22 protein-coding genes, 1 tRNA gene and 2 pseudogenes are annotated in these 21,202 nt (G+C 73.3%); 3 read left to right on the top strand and 22 right to left on the bottom strand.

The window, feature by feature from the left end:
- Positions 1-68: 68 nt before the first annotated feature.
- The 4 genes and pseudogenes from ACZ6B8_RS30575 to ACZ6B8_RS30560 form a co-directional block, all read right to left on the bottom strand.
- Entirely contained in the window at positions 69-296 is a 228-nt protein-coding gene (locus ACZ6B8_RS30575; RefSeq protein ID WP_055564387.1) for a CarD family transcriptional regulator, read from the bottom strand.
- 187 nt (positions 297-483) lie between these two features.
- A pseudogene (locus tag ACZ6B8_RS30570) lies at positions 484-2,066 on the bottom strand (TROVE domain-containing protein).
- A gap of 361 nt (positions 2,067-2,427) precedes the next feature.
- Positions 2,428-2,488, bottom strand: a tRNA-OTHER gene (locus ACZ6B8_RS30565).
- Positions 2,489-2,561: 73 nt separating this feature from the next.
- Positions 2,562-4,031, bottom strand: coding sequence for an alkaline phosphatase PhoX (locus tag ACZ6B8_RS30560; protein WP_471609304.1), 1,470 nt, complete (start codon positions 4,029-4,031; stop codon positions 2,562-2,564).
- Between the two features lie 115 nt (positions 4,032-4,146).
- Here ACZ6B8_RS30560 and ACZ6B8_RS30555 point away from each other — a divergent pair, with 115 nt between their 5' ends.
- Positions 4,147-4,926 (top strand): SDR family NAD(P)-dependent oxidoreductase, encoded by a 780-nt coding sequence (locus ACZ6B8_RS30555; protein ID WP_471609303.1) that lies wholly within the window; start codon positions 4,147-4,149, stop codon positions 4,924-4,926.
- A gap of 91 nt (positions 4,927-5,017) precedes the next feature.
- Here ACZ6B8_RS30555 and ACZ6B8_RS30550 read toward each other — a convergent pair whose 3' ends face one another.
- A complete protein-coding gene (locus ACZ6B8_RS30550; protein ID WP_471609302.1) occupies positions 5,018-6,475 on the bottom strand; it encodes a hypothetical protein in 1,458 nt (485 codons plus the stop codon).
- Positions 6,476-6,713: 238 nt separating this feature from the next.
- Between ACZ6B8_RS30550 and ACZ6B8_RS30545 the strand changes: the two genes are divergently transcribed.
- Positions 6,714-8,567: an endonuclease/exonuclease/phosphatase family protein gene (locus ACZ6B8_RS30545; RefSeq protein WP_471609301.1), complete on the top strand. Its 1,854-nt coding sequence runs from the start codon at positions 6,714-6,716 to the stop codon at positions 8,565-8,567.
- Positions 8,568-8,578: 11 nt separating this feature from the next.
- On the opposite strand, the gene ACZ6B8_RS30540 is transcribed toward ACZ6B8_RS30545, so the two are convergent.
- From ACZ6B8_RS30540 to ACZ6B8_RS30470, 15 genes and pseudogenes are all read right to left on the bottom strand, one after another.
- The gene (locus tag ACZ6B8_RS30540; RefSeq protein ID WP_471609300.1) at positions 8,579-9,454 is read right to left on the bottom strand and encodes an SRPBCC family protein; all 876 of its coding nucleotides are present in this window, start codon (positions 9,452-9,454) and stop codon (positions 8,579-8,581) included.
- A 184-nt stretch (positions 9,455-9,638) separates the two neighbouring features.
- Positions 9,639-10,403, bottom strand: coding sequence for an antibiotic biosynthesis monooxygenase (locus tag ACZ6B8_RS30535; RefSeq protein ID WP_471609299.1), 765 nt, complete (start codon positions 10,401-10,403; stop codon positions 9,639-9,641).
- 143 nt (positions 10,404-10,546) lie between these two features.
- On the bottom strand, positions 10,547-11,341 hold the full coding sequence (locus tag ACZ6B8_RS30530) for an SGNH/GDSL hydrolase family protein (RefSeq protein WP_471076029.1): 795 nt from the start codon (positions 11,339-11,341) through the stop codon (positions 10,547-10,549).
- Between the two features lie 63 nt (positions 11,342-11,404).
- On the bottom strand, positions 11,405-11,545 hold the full coding sequence (locus ACZ6B8_RS30525) for an SDR family oxidoreductase (protein ID WP_471609298.1): 141 nt from the start codon (positions 11,543-11,545) through the stop codon (positions 11,405-11,407).
- 7 nt (positions 11,546-11,552) lie between these two features.
- Positions 11,553-11,930, bottom strand: a complete 378-nt coding sequence (locus ACZ6B8_RS30520) for an SDR family NAD(P)-dependent oxidoreductase (protein ID WP_471609297.1) — start codon at positions 11,928-11,930, stop codon at positions 11,553-11,555.
- 94 nt (positions 11,931-12,024) lie between these two features.
- Positions 12,025-12,291, bottom strand: a complete 267-nt coding sequence (locus tag ACZ6B8_RS30515) for a DUF4235 domain-containing protein (protein ID WP_471076023.1) — start codon at positions 12,289-12,291, stop codon at positions 12,025-12,027.
- Positions 12,291-12,923, bottom strand: a complete 633-nt coding sequence (locus ACZ6B8_RS30510; protein ID WP_471609296.1) for a DUF3618 domain-containing protein — start codon at positions 12,921-12,923, stop codon at positions 12,291-12,293. The genes ACZ6B8_RS30515 and ACZ6B8_RS30510 overlap by 1 nt, the downstream gene beginning before the upstream one ends.
- Positions 12,920-13,342, bottom strand: coding sequence for a phage holin family protein (locus tag ACZ6B8_RS30505; protein WP_471609295.1), 423 nt, complete (start codon positions 13,340-13,342; stop codon positions 12,920-12,922). Before ACZ6B8_RS30505 ends, ACZ6B8_RS30510 begins: the two co-directional genes overlap by 4 nt.
- Before the next feature lie 51 nt (positions 13,343-13,393).
- On the bottom strand, positions 13,394-14,059 hold the full coding sequence (locus ACZ6B8_RS30500; protein ID WP_471076014.1) for a hypothetical protein: 666 nt from the start codon (positions 14,057-14,059) through the stop codon (positions 13,394-13,396).
- Positions 14,056-14,208: a hypothetical protein gene (locus tag ACZ6B8_RS30495; protein ID WP_471076011.1), complete on the bottom strand. Its 153-nt coding sequence runs from the start codon at positions 14,206-14,208 to the stop codon at positions 14,056-14,058. Before ACZ6B8_RS30495 ends, ACZ6B8_RS30500 begins: the two co-directional genes overlap by 4 nt.
- A gap of 93 nt (positions 14,209-14,301) precedes the next feature.
- Entirely contained in the window at positions 14,302-15,522 is a 1,221-nt protein-coding gene (locus ACZ6B8_RS30490) for a WD40 repeat domain-containing protein (protein ID WP_471076008.1), read from the bottom strand.
- 2 nt (positions 15,523-15,524) lie between these two features.
- Complete coding sequence (locus ACZ6B8_RS30485; RefSeq protein WP_471609370.1) at positions 15,525-16,103, bottom strand: SigE family RNA polymerase sigma factor; 579 nt, start codon at positions 16,101-16,103, stop codon at positions 15,525-15,527.
- Between the two features lie 183 nt (positions 16,104-16,286).
- Positions 16,287-16,919: a hypothetical protein gene (locus ACZ6B8_RS30480; RefSeq protein WP_471076005.1), complete on the bottom strand. Its 633-nt coding sequence runs from the start codon at positions 16,917-16,919 to the stop codon at positions 16,287-16,289.
- An 87-nt stretch (positions 16,920-17,006) separates the two neighbouring features.
- Entirely contained in the window at positions 17,007-17,996 is a 990-nt protein-coding gene (gene dapD, locus ACZ6B8_RS30475; RefSeq protein WP_471076002.1) for a 2,3,4,5-tetrahydropyridine-2,6-dicarboxylate N-succinyltransferase, read from the bottom strand.
- A 9-nt stretch (positions 17,997-18,005) separates the two neighbouring features.
- Positions 18,006-19,242 (bottom strand): annotated as a pseudogene (locus ACZ6B8_RS30470) (MFS transporter).
- A 117-nt stretch (positions 19,243-19,359) separates the two neighbouring features.
- On the opposite strand from ACZ6B8_RS30470, the gene ACZ6B8_RS30465 reads away from it, so the two are divergent.
- Complete coding sequence (locus ACZ6B8_RS30465; RefSeq protein ID WP_471075996.1) at positions 19,360-20,268, top strand: winged helix-turn-helix transcriptional regulator; 909 nt, start codon at positions 19,360-19,362, stop codon at positions 20,266-20,268.
- Here ACZ6B8_RS30465 and ACZ6B8_RS30460 read toward each other — a convergent pair.
- Together ACZ6B8_RS30460 and ACZ6B8_RS30455 are read right to left on the bottom strand one after the other, a co-directional pair.
- Complete coding sequence (locus ACZ6B8_RS30460) at positions 20,249-20,785, bottom strand: TetR/AcrR family transcriptional regulator (RefSeq protein ID WP_471609294.1); 537 nt, start codon at positions 20,783-20,785, stop codon at positions 20,249-20,251. The two genes, ACZ6B8_RS30465 and ACZ6B8_RS30460, sit on opposite strands and share 20 nt — an antisense overlap.
- Positions 20,785-21,105: a DMT family transporter gene (locus ACZ6B8_RS30455; protein ID WP_471075990.1), complete on the bottom strand. Its 321-nt coding sequence runs from the start codon at positions 21,103-21,105 to the stop codon at positions 20,785-20,787. Before ACZ6B8_RS30455 ends, ACZ6B8_RS30460 begins: the two co-directional genes overlap by 1 nt.
- Positions 21,106-21,202: the final 97 nt, after the last annotated feature.

Genomic DNA, 21,202 nt, shown 5'->3' with positions numbered 1-21,202 from the left:
GTGAGGGGCGGTGGACCGCGTGTGCGGTCCACCGCCCCTCATCCGTGATCAGAGCTCTGCCGGAACGATCAGAGCTTGGCCAGCTTCGGGTACGGGCTCAGGAACCGTCCCTGACGGCCCGCGAAGTCGATGACCACAGCGTCCTCTCCTTCGACGCCCACGATCCTCCCGAGGCCGTACTGGTCATGGGAGACCCGGTCACCCACCTCGAAGTGCTCCACGGGTGGGGCGGGCGGGGCGGGCACGTTGAAGGGACTGTTCGGCAGGTGGCGGCGCGAGCCGGGGGGCCTCGTCATGTTTGCAGTATGAGCCCCCGAGCGGTCGCGGCACCATGCTCCGTGCTCACACTGCCCTCACATCGGTATGGAACAGACACACAAGCCACGGGGAACGAGCCCCTCCCCAGCCGGTGAGCCAGCCCCTCCCCGCGTCCGATACCGCCCGAACGGGGGATACCGGTCACCGCCGGGGCGGCCCGGCCCGTCAGGCCGCGAGCCAGGGCCAGGCGGCGTTCCGCCCGGCCTCCAGGAGCTGCACCATGCGGAACGCGGAGTCCGACAGGCCCCCGAAGACGTGCCGGTTGTCCGTGCCGGAGGCGGCGTGGCCCACGCGATAGCCCGCGAGGTTCCAGGTGTAGACGGGCACGTCCGCCGGGACCTGCTCGGTCGGGTCGCCGTGGTGGTGGTAGGTCGCCTGCTCGTCGGTGACGATCAGCACCCGGTCGTGCTGGTCGTAGAAGCGGCGCACCGCTGCGGTGGTGTTCGTGCCGCCGAGCCGGCCGAACCGGTCGAGGACCTTCAGGACGGACTCACCCGCGCGGTACTTCACCCGCTCGCTGCCGGTGCCGAACTGCACCAGGTCCGCGTGGGCGGCCCGCAGCGCGAGGGCCGTGCCGAAGATCGCCGCGGCGTCGGCCCGGTCGAGCCGCGAGCGGTCCGACAGCGGCGACCACATCGAGCCGGAGCGGTCGACCATGATCAGCGTCCGGCCCGGCAGCGACGGCACGTTCGCCAGCGAGTGGCCGAGCGCCTGCTCCAGCGGGTACGACCAGCGCAGCGACGGCGCGTGCTGGTACGCGGCGAGGTAGCGGAAGGGGAACTGCCGCGACCGTGCGACGGCGTCGGGGTCGGCGAGCCGGGCCGCGACGGACGCCGCGACCTCGTCCGAGACGCCGGCCTCGTCGAAGTTGCGCAGATTGCGGACGAGCGCCATGACCCCCATCGACGGGATCACGGCCTCCCAGGCCGCCTTGTCCATGGGTCCCTGCAGCCAGCCCGCGAGCGCCTCCCAGGTGATGCCCGCGGCGGTGAGCCGTTCGGCGCCGCCCTCGGCGGTGACCACCGCGCGCCGCCGCTCGACCGGCAGCGCCATCAGCTCGCGGTGCGCGGCGAGCACCCGCGCGCCCTCGGGCGGCACGGCGCTCTCCGGGTGGTGGCGCCGGTCGAGCGCGTACCGGAAGAGAGGGCCCTGCCAGGCCTTGTCCGGGTCGGGCGCGGCGTGCACCAGGTTGAGGATGTCGCCGAAGCGGTAGTTCTTGGCCGAGGTGTCGTACTTGAGCAGCGCCCTCTCGTCGTAGAGCCGGCGCACGGCGTCCGCGACGCTCCGCTTGACGGGCTTGGGGATGGCGCGGCCGTACGCCGCCGTCCAGTAGCCGAGGAGTCGCCGGGCTCGTCGGGCCGGCGCAGCACGGAGGCGACGACCTGGCGGCCGGTGGGGCCGTCGGTGACGCCCGCGTCCAGGCGGGCCCGGACGTACTCGGCCGCGCCGACGAGGGAGGCCGTCCGCATGTTCCCCGCGCCGCGCAGCCAGCCGAGGAGGCCCGCGGTCCACGCGGGGTCCTCGACGGCGAGACGGCGCACGAGCGCGGCGTACCGGTCGTCGCGGCCCGCGCCCTCCTCGTAGAAGGTCTGCTGCGAGACGAAGTTCGCCGTGGCGAGCAGGAAGAGCTCGCCGCGGGGGTCACGGAGATGTCCGTGCCCGCCCTCGTGCGTACGGGTGGTGCGGCCGGCCGACTTCACCGGCGAGGTGACGAGTGCCTTGACGGTCTTGGTGTTGAAACGAGCCATGAGAATTCCCCCGAATTCGTGTCGGTGATACGGGGGAGACAGACGGCAGGAGTGTGCCCGAGGTCGAAAAGCGGCGACGGACTTGTGTCGGATGCTCTACCCGTTGAGCTACACCGACCCGAAGTCGATGACGGGACTCGAACCCGCAACCCTCTGATCCATGAAGTAACCGTTGCCTGCGCACCGGGCACACACCAGCTGCTGCCTCCCGAGATCGAAGAGGCGGCGGATTCCGAAAAGGAAGGAGCCGCCGCCCGCGCACCGGGAGGGTGCTGAAAACGTGAAGTTGTGGTGTCCGGAGATCAGTTCGGCGGAACCGACGATGGTGCTCTGCCACTGAGCTACACCGGCCGGTCGGTGCCGGCGGCGGGAATCGAACCCGCGGCCTCCCCATTATGAGTGGAAGTAGGTCCTGCCTTCGCACCCGGACATCACTCACCTTAGGAGAGTGAACTCATGGGGCGCCAAGGGTTTTTGTTCCCCGCTTCCGGGCTCTCAGCCGCGTCGGCGCCGCCACGGGCCCGTGATCGCCAGCATGATGCCCGGCGTCTGGATGTTGGCGTAGAGGGTCCTGCCGTCCGGCGAGAAGGTGACGCCGGTGAATTCGCTGTACTCGGGCTTTTCCGGGGTGCCCGCGTTGAGTTCGTTGCGCGCGATCGTATAGGTGCGGCCGCTCTCCGTCGCGCCGAACAGGTGCTGGACGCCCTCGCCGTCCTCGGCGACGACCAGGCCGCCGTAGGGCGAGACGGTGATGTTGTCGGGGCCGTCGAAGGCGCCGTCCCGGTCCGGGTCGGGGTTGACGCCGAACAGCACCTTCAGGGTGAGGGTGCGGCGGCCCGGGTGGTAGAACCACACCTGCCCGTCGTGCTGTGCGGGGCTCTCGCCGCGGGCGAAGGACGAGACGATGTGGACGCCGCCGTCGCCCCACCACATGCCCTCCAGCTTGCGGGCCCGCGTGATGTCGCCGTCGTCGAACTGCTCGCGCACCGGGACCGTACGGGCGTCGCGGTCGGGCACCTCCACCCAGTCCACGCCGTAGACCGTGCCGGTCTTCGTGGCGCGGGACAGGTCGTCGACGAACCGGCCGCCGGAGTCGTAGCACCTGGGGGCCTTCAGGACGCCCGCGTCGTCGGCGAGGCGGCGCAGCCTGCCGCGGCCGTGCTCGAAGCCGTGCGGCGGCGTCCAGCGGTAGAGCAGGCCGTTGGGGCCGGACGCGTCCTCGGTGAGGTAGAGGTGGCCCCGCCGGGGATCGACGACGACGGCCTCGTGGGCGTAACGGCCGAGCGCCTTGATGGGCTCGGGGGCCCGGTTGGCCCGCCGGTCCACGGGGTCGACCTCGAAGACGTAGCCGTGGTCCTTGGTCATGCCGTTCTGGCCGGCCTTGTCCTCGGTCTCCTCGCAGGTGAGCCAGGTGCCCCACGGGGTGGAGCCGCCCGCGCAGTTGGTGGCGGTGCCGGCGATGCCCACCCACTCGGCGACGTGCCCGTCGCGGCGGACCTCGACGACGGTGCAGCCGCCGGACGCGGCGGGGTCGTAGACGAGGCCCTCGGTGAGCGGTACGGGGTGCCGCCACTTGCTCCGGGGACCGCTCAGCTCGTGGTTGTTGACGAGCAGCGTCGTGCCGCGCGGGCCGCCGAAGGCCGCGGTGCCGTCGTGGTTCGACGGGGTGAACTCGCCGGTCTCCAGTCTGGTCTTCCCGCTGTGCGTGAGGACGCGGTACGAGAACCCGGCGGGCAGCGCGAGCAGGCCCTCGGGGTCGGGGATCAGCGGGCCGTAGCCGGGAGCGTGGCCGTGGTCCGGGGCGTGCCCCGCCTCCTGGGCGTCCGCCGGATCACCGGCCTCCTGGGGGTCCGTCGCGGCCAGCGCGCCGGGCGCGGTGGCGAGCGCGCCGACGCTGCCGGCCAGGGCGACCCCCGCGCCGGTGAGCGCGGAGCGTCTGGTGAAGTCCCTGCGGGTGAGCGACATGGTTCCTCCTGAAGGCGCGGAACGGGTGTGCACGGCCGGGCTGCTGTCGGCGTCACCGTCCCGCTCGCGTATAAACGGCGTTTGAACACCGTCCGACGAAGAGGAGCCGCCTTCCATGAACCTGCCGAAGAAGCTGCCGGGCTCCGGCCGCGGCGTCCTGATCAGCGGGGCCTCCCGGGGTCTCGGCCGCGCCCTCGCCCGCGCCTTCGCCGACAACGGGGACCGGGTGGCCGTGCACTACGGCTCACGCGAGGAGGAGGCCCGGGAGACGCTGGCCTCGCTGGCCGGCGAGGGGCACGTCCTGGTGGGCGGCGACCTGTCGGACGCGGCTGGGGCGGCGGACGTGGCGGAGCGGGCGGCCGAGGGGCTCGGCGGCATCGACGTGCTGGTGAACAACGCCGCCGTGAACGTGCCGCACCCGCTCGCCGAGACGTCGTACGAGGAGTGGGCGGCCCTGTGGCAGCGGCACGTGTCGGTGAACCTGCTGGCCACCGCGCACCTCAGCCACCTGGCGGCCCGCCGCATGATCGACCGGGGCACGGGCGGCCGGATCGTGAACATCGGCTCGCGCGGCGCCTTCCGGGGCGAGCCGGACCATCCCGCGTACGGCGCGACGAAGGCGGCCGTGCACGCGCTCGGCCAGTCGCTCGCCGTCTCCCTCGCGCCGCACGGGATCGCGGTGGCGTCGGTGGCGCCCGGGTTCTTCGCGACGGAGCGGGTGGCGCACCGGCTGAGCGGGGAGGAGGGGGCGGCGATCCGTGCGCAGAGCCCGTTCGGGCGGGCGGGGACGGCCGAGGAGATCGCGGCGGCGGTGCTGTGGCTGGCGTCACCGGTGGCCGAGTGGGCGTCGGGCACGGTGCTCGACCTCAACGGCGCGTCGCATCTGCGGACCTGAGCTACCCCCGGCGTCCGCTCGGGCCCACCCGGTGTTGTCCGGCATCCTCCACGGGCCCGTCCCCGGCGGCCGGGGACGGGCCCGTGGAGGGTCAGAGCCCCTGTTGCGACCTGGCCTTGAAGGCCGCCTTGCGGGCCTCCTTCGCCACCTTCTTGTCGGGGTGCAGGCGGCCCATCGCCTCCAGGACGTCCGCCGTGGCGGGGTGCTCGACCCGCCACGCCGTGGCGAAGAACCCGCTGTGCTGCTCCGCGAGGCCCTCGACCAGGCCCTGCAGCTCGTCCGAGTTGCCCTCGACGGCGAGCTGCGCGGCGAGCGTGTCGATGGTCAGCCAGAAGATCAGCGCCTCCGACGGCGCGGGCACGTCCGCGGCGCCGTGCTCGGCGAGCCACACCCGGGCGAGACCGCCGAGCTCCGGGTCGTCGAGGACCTCGCGGAGCGCGGGCTCCGCCTCGTCGCCGACCAGGGAGAGCGCCTGCTGGCAGCGGAGCCTGCGCAGCGGCGCGCCCTCGTCGCCGCCACGCGCGGCGGCCAGCAGCTCACGGGCGGCACCCAGCGGCTCGTGCCGGGTGAGCCACTGCTCGATCTCCGCCTGGGCGGCGGCCTGCGGGAAGCCGGAGGTGCCCTCCAGGAGCGCGTCGGCACCCTTGTCCGCGAGGTCGCCGACGGCGGGCGCGTCGACGCCGGCCTCCAGCATGCGGGCACGGATGCCGTACAGGCCGAGCGGGGTGAGGCGGACCATGCCGTAGCGGCTGACGTCCTCGTCGTCGACCGGCGGGGGCTCCTCGGCGCTCTCGTCGTCGACGTCGGCCATCAGCGCCTCGTCGACCGGCTGGTACTCGACGAGACCGAGCGGCTCGAAGAGCCGGAACTGGTCGTCGAGCTTCATCATCGCGTCCGACACCTGCTCCAGGACGTCGTCCGTGGGCTCGCCCATGTCGTCGGGGACGATCATCGAGGCGGCGAGCGCGGGCAGCGGCACCGGGCCCTCGCCGGCCGCGCCGTCGCCCACGGTGAGCAGGTAGAGGTTGCCGAGCACGCCGTCGAGGAAGTCGGCCTCGGCCTGCGGGTCCCAGCCGAGCTCGTCGAAGTTCACCTCGCCGTTCTCCTCCAGGACGTCGAGGAGGTTCTCCATGTCGGGCACGGTGGCGTCCGCGTACACGGTGTCGAGGGCACCGAGCCAGATGCCGAGGACGTCCTGCGGGCCGCCCGAGGAGAGCAGCGCGAGGTCCTCGCCCTGGGTGACGGTGCCCTCCGCGCCCTCTTCCTCGGCGTCCGTGACCTCGACGAGTCCGGTGTCGACCGCGACCCGCCAGGCCTCACTGGCGTACGCGGCGGCGTCCGCGTCGTCCGGGGCGAGACCCAGCTCGGCCGCGGCCGCGGGGAGCTGGGCGTCGACGAGCTCGCCGCCCGCGCCGACCCGGGTCTCGGGCCCCGCCCAGCGGGCGAGCCGCACGGCGCGGGACAGCAGCGGCGAGGCGAGCGCGGCCCGCGCGAGATCCGCTTCGGAGTGCAGCAGCACCGGCGGCAGGGTGGCGGGACTTACGGACATCGGCTGGTTCTCCTCCGAAGGTGCGGGGCGCCGAGGGTTCGGATCGGCAAGGCGCAAGCCTAGACGGATTTGGCAGCATGCGGCCCGGTTCATGTCCCTGTCAGGTGACGTACAGGCAAAGCACCTCCGGAGAACCTTGACAACTCCCCTGGTCACACAAGAGATTGACGCGCGTAGAGGCCTGACCCGGGCCCGCGCCGCCACTCCGAACCTCTCACCCTCATCCGGAGCTGAACCGATGCCTCGCATACCGTCGCCCCGCGTCCCGAGATCCGCCGCCGTCGGCGCCGTCGTCACCGCCGCTCTCGCGGCCGGCCTGCTCGTCGCCACCTCGCCGGCGGCCTCCGCCGACGCGGTCCGCATCCACGACATCCAGGGCACCACCCGCGTCTCGCCGCTCGCGGGACAGCAGGTCACGGACGTGGCCGGGATCGTGACCGGCGTCCGCGGCTACGGCTCCAAGGGGTTCTGGATCCAGTCCGCCAAGGGCACGGCCGACGCCGACCCGGCCACCAGTGAGGCCGTCTTCGTCTTCACCGGCTCGGCGGCGCCCATCGTGGCGCCGGGGGACTCGGTCCTGGTCTCCGGGACGGTCGGGGAGTACGTCCCCGGGGGCGCCGGCTCCGGCAACCAGTCCCTCACCCAGATCACCAAGCCGACGGTGACCGTGGAGTCGTCCGGCAACGCGCTGCCCGCGCCGGTCACGATCGACGCGAAGTCGGTGCCCGCCGCGTACGCGCCGAAGGGTGACGCGGCGCAGGGCGGCAGTATCAACGCGCTCCCGCTCAGGCCCCGTTCGTACGCCCTGGACCTGTACGAGTCCCTGGAGGGCATGAACGTACGGGTCGGCAGCTCGCGGGTGGTCGGGGCGACGGACGCGTACAACGAGCTCTGGGTGACGGTGAAGCCGCACGAGAACGCCGACCGGCGCGGCGGCACCGTCTACGGCTCCTACCGCGCGCAGAACGGCGGGCGGCTCCAGATCCAGCAGCTGGCGCCGGTCTCCCAGCAGCCGTTCCCCACGGCGAACGTGGGCGACGTGCTGCGCGGCGGCGCCGAAGGGCCCCTGGACTTCAACCAGTTCGGCGGCTACACGCTGGTGGCGCGCGAGCTCGGCGACGTCGTCGACAAGGGCCTGAAGCGCGAGAAGACGCGGCGGCAGGGCAAGGATGAGCTCGCCGTGGCCACGTACAACGTGGAGAACCTCGACCCGACCGACCCGCAGGCCAAGTTCGACGCGCTCGCCGGGGCCGTGGTCTCCAACCTCTCCTCGCCGGACATCGTCGCCCTGGAGGAGATCCAGGACGACAACGGCGCGAAGAACGACGGCACGGTCTCCGCCGGGGCGACCCTGAAGAAGTTCACCGACGCGGTGGCCGCCGCGGGCGGGCCCCGCTACGCGTGGCGCTCCGTCGACCCGCAGAACAACAAGGACGGCGGCGAGCCGGGCGGCAACATCCGGCAGGTCTTCCTCTACAACCCCGAGCGGGTCTCCTTCACCGAGCGCGCGCCCGGCGACGCCACCACCCCCACCGAGGTGGTGCGCGCGGGCAAGCGGGCCGCGCTGAGCCACTCCCCCGGCCGGGTGGACCCGCTGAACGACGCCTGGGCGGACAGCCGCAAGCCGCTGGCCGGCGAGTTCGTCTTCCGCGGCCGCACCGTCTTCGTGATCGCCAACCACTTCGGCTCCAAGGGCGGCGACGAGGGCCTCACCTCGCACCACCAGCCGCCGGTGCGCTCGTCGGAGGCCAAGCGGCTGCGCCAGGCCCAGGCCGTGAACGGCTTCGTGAAGGACCTCCGCAAGGTCCAGCGGAACGCCGACGTCGTGGTCCTCGGCGACATCAACGACTACGAGTTCTCGGCGGCCACCGAGGCCCTGGAGGACGGCGGTGCGCTGCGCTCGGCGGTCCGTTCGCTGCCGCGCAGCGAGCGCTACTCGTACGTCTACCAGGGCAACTCGCAGGTCCTGGACCAGATCCTGACCAGCCCGGGGGTGGGCGACGACTTCCACTACGACAGCGTGCACATCAACGCGGAGTTCGCCCAGCAGAACAGCGACCACGACCCGCAGGTGCTGCGGTTCGAGCCGTAGCCGGGGGGCGCTCAGCCGTAGAGGTGGTCCAGCCAGTCCTGCCAGGCCAGTTCGGTGCCCTTGGCGTTCGCGTGCGCGCCGAAGTCGTGGACGCTGACGCCGACGGGGGCGCCGAAGTGGTTGCGGCCGAAGAAGCGGTGCAGCGTCTCGTCCGTGCGCAGGCCGATGAAGTACCGGCTGCGGAAGTCGATCACCGTGTCCAGTTCGCCGCCGGGGGCCTGCGCGCGGACCCGGGCGCCCTCCGTGGCGTCGTCGGGCAGGCCGAGCGCGCGGGCCAGCCGGACGAAGGCGTCCGGGGCGCGGGAGGCGAGCGGGCCGTGCACGCCGGAGAAGGCGACGGGGCGGCCCGCGAAGTACGCCATGTACTGGCCGAGCGTGTGCAGATGGAAGTCGGTGTGCCGGGCGACGCCTTCGTACCGGTCCTCCGCCGCGCCGGTGAAGATGCCGCCGCGCACATAGCGCAGCCAGCAGCGGCGCCCGCCGTCGCGGGGTTCGAGGGTCAGGTCGAGCTGGTTGAGGCTCTGGCCCGGCACCCGGTCCGGGTCCTCGACCCGGGCGCCGAGGTGGCGGGGCGGGTCCCAGCGGGTGACGGTGCCGCCGGAGGGGGCGGCACCGCCCTCGCGGGGCTCGTACTCCATGGGCCACAGCCATCCCGCGGTGCCGGTGGTGAGGGCGGCCCAGAGCTGGGCCGGTGAGCCCTCGACCTCCAGCTCCCGGACGATCTCGAACGCCTGGCCGACCTCGTCGGCGGCACCAGATCCGGCTGCTCCGGGCCCATCGGCTCCAGGTCCGGCGGCTCCGGGGCCGGCGGCGGGCCTGCCCCGGCCTGGCCTGCGCCTCCCGTACCTGCCCGCCCTGCCGTCGCCGGCCCCGTCCCCGCCGCTCATGAGGGCCCCCCGAGGCCGACGGCGCGGGCCGGGTGCACGGCGGCGGGCGCCGCCGCCGAGATGACGTACGCCGCGGCGGCCGCCGGGTCCTCGATCACGGTGACGTCGAGCATGATTCCACCGTCCCGCCGACCACAATCGCTGTCCAGGAGAGGGGCGCGGTGGCCCCGGCGGTGGCCGAAAACTACGTATTGCTCGGTACGAAGCCGTACGTGAACCGGTACCGGGCCACCGCGTCGTCGCGGACCACGCCGGGGAAATCCCGTACCCGCAGCCACTGCGGGGTCGGCGAGCCGATGCCGTCACCGGCCGCGGCGAGCGCGTCGACGTGCGCCTGCTCGCTCTCCCACTCGGCGTAGTTGACGACCCGCCGGCCGTCCGTGCTGACGTGGAAGTGCGCGGAGAGCAGGCCGGGGTGACCGGCCGGGTCGGTGTCCAGGGCTTCGACCACACCGTCGACCCAGGCGTGCTGCCGGTCCGCGTCGGGCCCTTCGAAGTCGATCTGCACGATGACGACCGTGCCCGGCTCGCGCCCCTCGCGACCGCCACTGACACCACGACGGCTGCCGGTCCAACTGCGGTACAGCCGTGTCTTGTTCAGGCCGAGCCGCGCGATGTCCGGCACGGCCGCGTCGATGTCGGCGTTCCTGGCGTCCCTGCCGTTGCCGGAGTGAGCGAAGAACTCCTCGTAGGCGGCTTCGTCCCGCCACTGCGAGTGGTGCAGGACGGTCGAGCCGTCGGCGCCCGCGTACACCGCGTACGAGAGCAGCCCCTCGTGCGGCCAGGGGCGGCTGCCCCAGGCCGTGGCGATGGCCTCCAGGGTGGCCCGCTGCCGCTCGGGCGAGCCCGTGCTCCACGTACTGATGAAGGTGAGGCCGACGTCGGGGCGGGCGGGCTCGGGGTGGGTCCGGGTGGTGCGGGTGGCGGGGGCGGTGGGGATCGCGGGCATGGCGGGCCGTCCTTCTGGAGGGTCGTCGGCGCCGATGCGGGTGGCCGCTCCGGCGGTGTCACGGACAACGCTCCAACTTCAACCACGGTTGAGGTCAAGCCCGCGAAGCCGACGTCATGTCCCCTCGTCCGTCGTCCACCGCCTCACGCGCGGTCCCACGGCACCACGGGCTCCAGCTCGGGGCGCTTCGCCGCCCGGCCGTCCCCCGACGAGCGCCCGCGGATCCTCCGCCACACCCAGGGCCCCAGGAAACCGGCGAACCACCGCGCCTCCGCCGTCGCCGCCCCCAGCACGGACACCGGGGCCAGGGGAGGCAGCGGGCTCAGCCAGTCGTCACGCCCGATGACGCCGAGCGCGCCCGCCATGCCCGCCGCGATCCTGGCGTGGCCGAGCGGGCTCGCGTGCAGCCGGTCGCCGCTCCACAGCCGCGGATCGGTGGTGAGGCGGTGCGGGAACGTGTCGAGCACGGTCACCCCGTGCCGGTCGGCGGCCGCGCGGATGCGGGCGTTGAGGTCGAGGACGCGGGGCAGCGCGCGCCGCGCGAGCGGCGAGATGCGCCCGAGATCCGGGAAGGTCACGGTCGCCACATGGGCCCCGGCCGCGGTGAGTTCGGTGAACATCTCCTCGATGTCGGCGACGACGAGCCCGGCGTCGAACCCCGGCCGCACCAGGTCGTTCATCCCGGCCATGACCGTCACCAGATCCGGCTTCAGGGCGAGGGCCGGCCCCAGCTGCTCCGCCTTGATCCCCGCCGTGCGACGGCCGCGCACGGCGAGGTTGGCGTACGTGAACTCCGGGTGCCCGGCGGCGAGAATCTCGGCGAGCCGGTCGGCCCAGCCGCGGTGGCCGTGCGTGTCGTCGCCGTCCCCGAGCCCTTCCGTCTGACTGTCGCCGATGGCGACGTAGCGCGCGTACGAGTGGTGCGGTGTGCGGGTCATGGCCAGAGCTTGCTGCAGCGGCGGGTGGCCGTCAACGGGCGCCCGCCCGGCCCCCGTGCCTGGTCACAGCAGGTGGCCGCCGCCGTCCACGAGCAGCACTTCCCCGGTGCTGTACGAGGAGTCGGTGAGGTCGACCAGCGCCTCGGCGATGTCCTCGGGGCGTCCCACCCGGCCCAGCGGGAGCCGGTCCGCCGTCGCCGCCATGGACTCCTCACCAGGGGGTGTCGATCATGCCGGGCGCCACCGCGTTGACCCGCGCCTCGGGGCGGGCGGCCGCGAGGTCGCCGTGGTCGATGAACCGGGTGGTCCCGGCGCAGACGCTCGCCCGTACATGGACGGCGTCCGGCAGTTCGGCCGCCAGCTTCTCGCCGGCCGCCACCGACGGGGCGGAGTTGACCACCACGCGCCCGCCGGCGGCGGCGAGACGGCGGGCGACGGCGGCGCCGATCCCGGACGAGGAGCCGGTCACCAAGGCGACTCGCCGCTCCTCGGTCCGGGCGTCGCCGACGCGGAGGGTGTGCGTGGCTGTGCCGCCGCCGATCGTGTGCGTGGCGGTGGTGCCGGTGCTCTCGCCGTTGTTGTCGTGCATCGAGCCCCAAGCCTCTGTGTCGTCCGGCCTGTCGGCGCCCGCGTCGATCATGCCAGACGGCCCCGGCGCGCGGCTCGGCGGACGGCCCCGGGGGTCAGCCCGGCCAGCGGCCCGTCACCCGGCGCACGCCGACCGCACCGCCGCGGTCCACCGCCGCCCTGACCACGGCGAAGATCGCGCCCTGCAGCGCGGCGGCGGCCAGGATCTCGCCCCAGCCGCGGTCCTCGTCGTGCGCGTCCGGCGCGTCGTCCTCGCCCGCCACCGCCTTCCAGGTGCGGTTGAAGACCGCGCTCGCCGCCAGGCCGCCCAGCATGCCGAAGGCCATGCCGAGCGGCTTGTAGAGCATCGTGGCGCCGCTCATCAGCGGCCCGCCCGCTTGCGGCGGCGCAGCATCGCGACGGCGAGCAGGACGCCCGCGCCCGCCGCGGCGAGCTTCCCCGGATGCCGGCCACCGGTCCGCACGACGCCGCTCGCGGCGGCCCGTACGGGCTCCGGCGTACCTTCCTGCACCCGGCGCGCGGCCTCGGCCACCTTCTCCTCGGCCTGGACCACGGCCCGGTGCTGTTCCGCGCGCGCCTTGCCTTCGAGCACCGCGCCCTTGGCACGCCCGGCGCCCTCGATCGCCTTGCCCTTCGCGAGCGCCGCGCCTTCCACGGCCTTGCCCTTGGCGCGGGCCGCGCCCTCGACCGCCTTGCCCTTGGCACGCGCGGCGCCCTCGGCCGTCGCGCTCCTGGCCTGCCCGGCCTCGCCGGTGGCCTTGTCCTTGGCGCGCGCCGCCTGTTCCGTCACCTTGTCCTTCACCTGTGCCGCCGTCCCTCGTACCTGCTCCTTGACCTCCGCCGCCCGGTTTTGGACGCGGGCCTTCACATCCGCCTTCGCCGCCAGTTCCTCGACGGTCTCGCCGAGGCGGCCGCGGGTGTCCTCGATCTGCCGGCGCAGTTCGTCCGGCCCCTTCACACCCGTTTTCTCGGGGTCCTTCGGCGCGTTCGTCATCGGTGGGCCCTTCCCTTGATCTCCTCGACATCCGCCTTGACGCTGTCCATCGCCTCCTGCGGCACGGGCGGTACGGCGCGCGCCAGTTGGCTGCGCCCCATCGCGCCGAGCACCCCGGCGATCACGAAGAGCACGCCGGTGACGATCAGGATGGCCGCCCATACGGGCAGTGCCAGGGAGAGAGCCGCGGCCGCCGTCGCCGACAGCGCCATGAGCCCGACGTACGAGACCGCGCCGGCCGCTCCGAGGAGCCCACCGCCGCGTCCCGCCCGTTTGCCCTTCTCCACCATCTCCTGGGCGGCGAGCCGCATTTCCTGGCGTACGAGTTCCGAAAGCTGCGCGGTGGCCTGTTCGACGAGCTCTCCCACCGAGTGCTGCGCGTGCTCGCGCGTCGGCTGCTCGCCCATGGTCCCGGTCACAGTGTCGCCTCCCTTCCGGTCGGGAGGCCCGAGTACCCGGGCGCGGCGGCGCTATCCCCGCTGATCGCCGGTGAACCGCGCCAGTTCCTCCTGGAACCAGTCGAGCCGGGCCTGGAGCAGTGCCGCCTCGGCCATCAGTTCGGGCATGCCGAGCCCGGTTTCCGCGCCCTCGTACGAGGCCGGGGTGGCCGCGGCCACCCGCAGCCCCTCCCCCGCGAGCCGGCCGAACTCCGCGACGGCCAGGGCCCGCCGCCCGCCCCGGCACCGCCCGCACACGGCCTCGACGACCCGCCACCCGGGCCTGCCCCACCCCGCGTCGGCGAGCAGCGGGGCCGCCGCGCCGCACGCGCAGGGCGGCAGCGTCGCGGTGCGCACCCGCTGCCGCGCGTACCGGAAGCCGCGCTCGAAGCGGATGTACGCGCCGAGCACCGTCACCTCCAGGAGCGCCGCCCCGCGGTGTTCGGCCGTGCACAACAGGGCCTCGGCGGTGGTGCGGTCGTGCACGCAGTGGAAGCCGCAGTCGCAGCGGCGGTGCGGGGCGCGGTGGCGTCTGCCGTAGACGCAGCGGGCCTCGTCGAGCACGCCGTACGGCAGCGCCCCGCCGAGGGAGACGCCGGTGAAGCCCGCCCGGGTGCCGTCGTGGGACAGCACCGGGCGGGCGATCTTGTAACCGGTGGGCGGCTCCGTCGGGCGTTCCTCGGGGAGCCGCAGCCTCATCGGGCGGCCGTGACCTCGGCCGGGCGGTCCCGCGCGGGACGCTCCGGCTCGGGGACGACCACGGGTGCCGCCTGCTCCGGTACTGGCTCTTCGTGGAGCACGGGCCGCTCTTCGGCGATGCCGGTGGAGAGTGCCTTGCCGAGCTTCATGACGCCTCCTGGGGGCCGACTGCCCTGCCATGGTGCCCCAGGCGGGGGCGAGTTGGCACCAGGGCGTCGGTCCCGCCCCGGGACACGTCCGCGTCAGCGGCGGGCGAAGAGCGGCGTCCAGCGCTCGGTGGAGTCCGGCTTCGCGGGGCGGTAGCCGGTGAGCGGCACGGTCTCCTTCTTCCCGATGGTGACGAGGACGAGCCGCTGCCGGAACTCGCTGGTGCCGGGGGCGATGTCCCAGGCGATGAGCCGCTTGTTGTCGGCCCAGGCGAGGAGTTGCTGGCCGGGGAGCTTGGCGAGGCGCCTTCCGGTGCGGGGGTCGACGATCTCGGAGGCGGTGGTCCTGGCCTCACCCACGAAGGCGCCCGCGACGAGCTTTCCGTTCGGAGAGAGTCCCGCGGTGTCGGTTCCGGCCAGGTGCTTCTCCCCTGCGGGAGGACTCTTCTTGTGTCCCTTGAGGTCGTAGTACTGCCGAGCGGGCAGGGCAACGCGGCCCGAGAGGAGCATGCCGCCGTCCTCGCTGAAGGCGAAGTCCTCACGGGTGTTGATGGTCGGAGGGCCGGCCTCGACCTGCTTCGTCTTCACCTCGTTCCAGCCGGAGTCGCCCGAGGCCACGTCGATGACGTAGAAACCGGTCCTGCTCGGCCTGGCGAACCCGGGCTTCTTTCCGTTGGAGAACGGACTGTCCAGGTCGAACCGGTCCGGGCTCTCCTTGTACGTCGTCGCGACGAGCTTCCTGCCGTCGGGGGAGAACGCGACGCCGCCGGCCCCGCGAGGGGTCTTGATCCACCGCTCGACCTTGCCGGTGTCCAGGTCGAGCAGGCCGACGCGCGGTGCGGGCAGCGTGTGTTCGAGGACGGCCGCCGTGCGCATGCCGGGCGCGACGTCCAGCCACGCCCACCGGGTGTCCTTCTTGTAGGTGCCCGTCCGCCGGTCGAAGAGGCGGTAGGTACGGGTGGCGATCTCGACGCCGCCGCCCTGGGGGACGCGCCTGGTGGTGCTGAAGGCGGCGACCGCGGTGTCCCCCGCGGCGATCAGCTCGCGCGGCGGGGTCTGTCCGGGGTGCGCGAGGACGTCGCCGCCGCGCAGTTCGGCGGCTGGCCGCGTCTCGCGCTTCCCGGGATCGTCGTCGAGGGCCGGTACGGTCACCGCCGCGACGGTGGCCACCACGGCGGCGAGCGAGACGCCCCCGATGGTCCGGTTCCTGCGGCGGCGCCGGGCGGCGAACACCCGGTCGGCGAGGTTCTGCGGGGCGGGCCCGTGCTGCGCGGCCTGCTCGCGCAGGGAGTCACGCACCAGTTCTTCCACGTTCATGGTCAGACCTCCAGGGGCGAGAAGTCGCAGGACCGGACACCGGTGTCGGCGTCGGCGTCGGCGTCGGCGTCGGCGTCCGGGCGGTCGAGCCGCGCCAGCTCGGGGGCGAGGGTGCGCAGCCGGGCGAGCGACCGGTGCGTCGTACTGCGCACGGTGCCGACGGAACAGCCGAGGACCGCGGCCACCTCCGCCTCCGGCAGGTCCTCGAAGTACCGCAGGACGAGGACGGTCCGCTGGCGCGCGGTGAGCTTGGCGAGCGCCCCGCGCATCACGATGCGCAGCTCCGCGGCGGAGGCGCCGTCACCGGACGCGGCGCGCTCCGGCGGCTCGGCGACGGCCAGTTCGCGCCGCGGCCACTTCAGCCGCCACCTGCTGACCTGCTGCCGGTACAGGATCCGCCGTACGTACGCCTCGGGTTCGTCGATCCGCTGCCACCGTCCCGCGGCTCTGACGAGCGCGTTCTGCAGCAGGTCCTCGCCCGCGTGCCGGTCGCCCCCGCTGAGCAGCACGGCGGTCTTCAGCAGCGCAGGCGACCTGGCCGCCACGAACTCCCGGAAACTGTCCTGCTCCTGGACATTCATCGTCACCTTCACTCCCTGGGCGGCCTGTCGCCTCCCCGCACTCAGCAGGACGGGGCCGGGCGCCCGCCGCTATGCCTGCGGTCCCGAAAAAAATCACCGCGGCGCGGGGCGGCCATCGGAGGCCGCCGGACACGACGAAGGAGCGGCCACCCCGAAAGGGGTGACCGCTCCGATGCGTGCCTCTCAACCGACGGGGAAGCCCGCGGCCTTGGTCCAGCGCAGCGTCTGGGCGCCACGGCTGAAGGTGACCTTCTTGCCGCCGGGGGCGACGACGATCTTCTCCCAGCCGTCGAAGTCCTTCGTGACGTGCTTGTCCCATGTGGTCAGCGGGCCGACGGCCACCGCGGCGACCGACTCGGTGGGCGGCTCGCCGTCGGCGCAGTAGGTGCCGAAGTCGCCGAAGGCCGCGACGGTGCCGTCCTTGGCCTTGAGCGTGATGCCCTGGCAGGCGTCGGTGGTGGTCCGGTGCACCGCGGCCGGCTTGGACCAGCCCTTGGCGGTGGGGCTGTAGTCCTGTACGAAGAGCCCCTTGTCGCGCAGGTAGTACATGGCGACGCGACGCCCGTCGGCGAGTTTGACCTGTGCGTCGAAGGGGCTGGGGCTGCCGCTCCAGGGGATGTCGCTCTTGCCCAGCGGATGGCTGTGGTCATCGGCCACGGCCCGGCCACCGGCCGCCGCGGCGGCCCGGTCGGCGGCCTGCGCGGCAGCCCGCGGGGCGTCCCCCCGGTCCTGCCCGACACTCTGACCGCCCCCGGCCACGAGCCCGAGCGCCACCACCGCGCCGAGCGCCAGAGCCCGCGTACCCGTCCTGTTCATGCTGTTCCCCCTGGGATCCGTGGGACCCCCGCGGATCCCAGGGGAGCAGACGTTACCGGCACCTGCGCGGTTCCGGCAGGTCCGTGATCAGTTGTGGCTGTGCAGGACCTCGTTCAGGCCGCCCCACACCGCGTTGTTCGGGCGGGCCTCGACCGTGCCGGTGACCGAGTTGCGGCGGAAGAGGATGTTGGAGGCGCCGGAGAGCTCGCGGGCCTTGACGATCTGGCCGTCGGGCATGGTCACGCGGGTGCCCGCGGTGACGTACAGGCCGGCCTCGACCACGCACTCGTCGCCCAGCGCGATGCCGACGCCCGCCTCGGCGCCGACGAGGCAGCGCTCGCCGATGACGATGCGGACGTTGCCGCCACCGGACAGGGTGCCCATGGTGGAGGCGCCGCCGCCGATGTCCGAGCCGTCGCCGACGACCACGCCGGCGGAGATGCGGCCCTCGACCATGGAGGTGCCGAGCGTGCCCGCGTTGAAGTTCACGAAGCCCTCGTGCATGACCGTGGTGCCCTCGGCGAGGTGCGCGCCGAGCCGGACGCGGTCGGCGTCGGCGATGCGGACACCCTTCGGCGTGACGTAGTCCGTCATGCGCGGGAACTTGTCGATGGAGGTCACGGCGAGGTGCAGGCCCTCGGCGCGGGCGTTGAGCCGCACCTTCTCGACGTCGTCGACGGCGACCGGGCCGAGCGAGGTCCAGGCGACGTTGGCGAGGAAGGCGAACTGGCCGTCGAGGTTCACGCCGTGCGGCTTGACCAGGCGGTGACTGAGCAGGTGCAGGCGCAGGTAGACGTCGTGGGCGTCCAACGGCTTGTCGTCGAGGGACGCGATGACCGTACGGACGGCGATGATCTCGACGCCGCGGCGGGCGTCCGGGCCGATGGCCTTGGCGGCGCCGTCACCGAGCAGCTCCACGGCACGCTCGGCGGACAGCCGCTCGCTGCCGGCGGGGCCGGGCTCCGCGGCGAGCTCGGGCGCGGGGAACCAGGTGTCGAGAACAGTGCCGTCGGCGGTGACGGTGGCAAGGCCTGCGGCGACGGCGCCGGTGGTGCGAGAAGCATTCGTGTCGGTCATGGGTGAAACCTAACCGGAGGTGCCGCGCGCGGGCGAACCGGTCTCAGGGTCCGGGCCACCCGAGGTCACGACCGCGTGCGAACCGGTCACGGGATCCGGGCCGCCCGAGGTCAGCGGCGCGGGCGACACCCGCTCCCCCATCCGCCCCGCCAGGAGGACCACGCACCCCGCCGCGCCCGCGAGCACCGCGCAGACCGGCCACAGCAGTCCCGGCGCCGCGCTGTACAGGGCGCCGCCGAGCGGAGCCGACAGCACGACGCCGCTGACCGAGACGCCCGAGTACAGGCTCTGGAAGCGGCCCTGCACGTGCGCGGGCGCGTGGTCGGCGACGTAGGCGGTGGCCGGGGTCTTGTAGAGGATCTCGCCCGCGGTGAGCAGCAGCATCATCGTCACCGCGGTGGCGAGCCCGGTGCCGGTGGCGAGTACGGCGTACCCCGCGCCGACGAGCAGCAGCCCGCCCCCGATGATCCGCAGCGGGGCGCGGCCGCGCAGGGCGAGGGTGGCGGGGAGTTCGAGGAGGAGGATGACGCCGCCGTTGACGGCCAGGAGCCAGCCGTAGACGCCGGTGTCCAGGCCGTGCCGGTCGAGGTCGACGGGGAGCGTCGCGTACTGCTGCCGGTAGACGAGGTCGGTGAGGAGGATGGCGCCGAGGAGGACGAGGACGGCGGGGCGCCGGCGCAGGGCGGCGACGACCCCCTCTCCCCGACCACCCTTGCCGGCCAGACCCGTATGCGTATCCGTCCGCACTGCGCCGTGCGTAGGCAGCACCCGCCAGGCGTACGCGGCGAAGGCGAGCGTGCCGAGTCCGTCGACGACGAAGAGCCAGCCGTACGAGACGTGCGCGATGAGCAGCGCGCCCAGCGGAGGCCCGACGGTGAAGCCGGCGTTGGCGGCGAACCGCATCACGGCGAAGCCCTGGCGCCGCACGCCCGGCGGCACGGTGACGGCGACGAGCGCGCTGTTGGCGGCGCGCGCGCAGCCCCCGGCGTACTGGCTCAGGACCGGTACGACGTACAGCAGCGCGACCGGCAGGACGGACAGCGAGAGGACCCCCGCGCCGGAGAGCACCGAGCCGGCGAGGAGCACGCGGCGGTGCCCGTACCGGTCGCCGAACCAGCCGCCGGTGAAGTTGCCCGCGACCGTGCCGGCCCCGCCGATGCCGCTGATCACTCCGGCCTGGGCGAGGGAGAGGCCGCGCTCGTCCGTCATAGACGAAGAAGTAGACGAAGGTGAAGGTGACGACCATGGTGCAGAACTGGCCGGCGGCGAGCAGCCAGACGGTTCTCGGTACCTCACGCAATGCCGCCCCCACGGTTCGTCGAGTCAGTTCCTTTTGGGAACGGACTATGTCAGCATGGGGGCCATGGCGCAACGGACCCGGCTCGACGACGATCACTGCGCCATCGCGCAGGCCCTGGACGTGGTCGGCGACTGGTGGACCCTGCTGATCGTGCGCGACGCGGCGCGCGGCGTGCACCGCTTCGAGGAGCTCCAGCGCGAACTGTCCGTTTCCCGCAAGGTGTTGACCGAGCGCCTGCGGCTCCTGACGGAGGCGGGCGTGCTCGCGCGCGTCCCCTACCAGGACCGCCCGGTGCGCCACGAGTACCGCCTGACGCCCCGCGGCCGCGCGCTGCTGCCCGTCCTGGTCGCCCTCCAGGACTGGGGTGACACCTGGGTGCTGGGAGAGGGAGAGACGATGGCGACCACGGCGGAGACATCGCTGGAGGCCCGGCGCGTGCACGAACTGCTCGGCACGCGCGTCCCGGAGCTGTGGCTGGCCGGCGCCGACGACGCGCCGCGCGATCCGGTGGCCGCGGACACCCCGTACACCGTCCTGTACTGCTTCCCCGGCGCCTTCGCCCGCGCGGACTCCTATCCGCCCGGCTGGGCGCGGATCCCCGGCGCGCGGGGCTGCACGCTGGAGTCGTGCACCTACCGCGACCGGCTCGCGGAGTTCACCGCGGCGGGCGCCACGGTGCAGGGCGTGTCGTCCCAACGCCCGGACGAGCAGCGGGCGTTCGCCGAGAAGGAGGGCCTGCGCTTCCCGCTTCTGTCGGACGCCGGCCTCGCGCTCACGGCGGCCCTGCGCCTGCCGACGTTCCGCGCGGCGGGCGTGAGCCGGATGAAGCGGCTGACGCTGGTGGTGGACCGCGACCGGGTGGTGCGGGACGTGCAGTATCCGGTCACCGACGTCACGGCGAGCGTCGAGGCGGCGCTGGAAGCGGTCAGGTCCCTCGAACCCCGCAAGTCCCTCAGCCCAGAAGCCGGTTGAGCACCTCACGCGTGTACTTCTCGTCGTAGTCGCCGCCCGTCAGCAGCACCTGCAGGCTGATGCCGTCCATCAGGGCGACGAGGGCGCGGGCGGTGACCGGATCGGTACGGCCCACGAGGACATCGGCGAGGCCCTCGCACCACTCGGCGGCCACGGGGCGCAGCGCGGGCCTGCGCAGGGCGGCGAGGTAGAGCTCGTACTCCAGCTCGACCCCGGACCGCTCCCCCGCGAACCACTCGCCGAGCACCCGGGCGAGCGCGCCCGCGAGATCCGCCTCCGGATCCTCGAAAGCGCTGCTCGCCGCCATGACCTTCGCGAAGCCCTCGTTGCTCTGGCGCAGCGCGGCGACCATCAGCTCGTCGAGCGTCTTGAAGTGGTACGTGGTGGAGCCGAGCGGCACGTCGGCCTCGGCGGCGACCGAGCGGTGGGTGAGCCCGGCGATCCCCTTGGTGCCGACCACGCGGATCGCCGCGTCGATGATCCGCTGACGGCGCTCGGGATCGTAGCGACGGCCCATCAGTGCGCCCCGCCGAGGTTGAGCACGACGACCCCGAGGATGACCAGCGCGATGCCGGCGATCTTGACCGGGCTGGCCGACTCGCCCAGGAAGAGCATGCCGATCCCGGCGACGGCGGCGGTGCCGATCCCCGCCCAGATGGCATAGGCGGTGCCCACGGACAACGTCTTGAGGGTCTGCGCGAGCAGGGTGAAGGCGAGCAGATAGCCCGTGACGGTGATCAGTGAGGGCCACAGCCTGCTGAACCCCTCGCTGTACTTCATTGCGGTGGTCCCCGCCACCTCCGCCGCGATGGCCGCGGCCAGCAGTGCGTATCCCATGCGTACGAGTGTACATATCGTTGTGTACGGGCGTACGCAAAACGTCGGACGTACACACCGGGACACGACAAGGCACCCGTCGGCACACGGCAGAAGG

It is taken from the genome of Streptomyces sp. NPDC041122 (genome assembly GCF_055592445.1).
The sequence above is the reverse complement of the archived record's forward strand: the minus strand, read 5'-3'. Positions and strand labels throughout refer to the sequence as shown.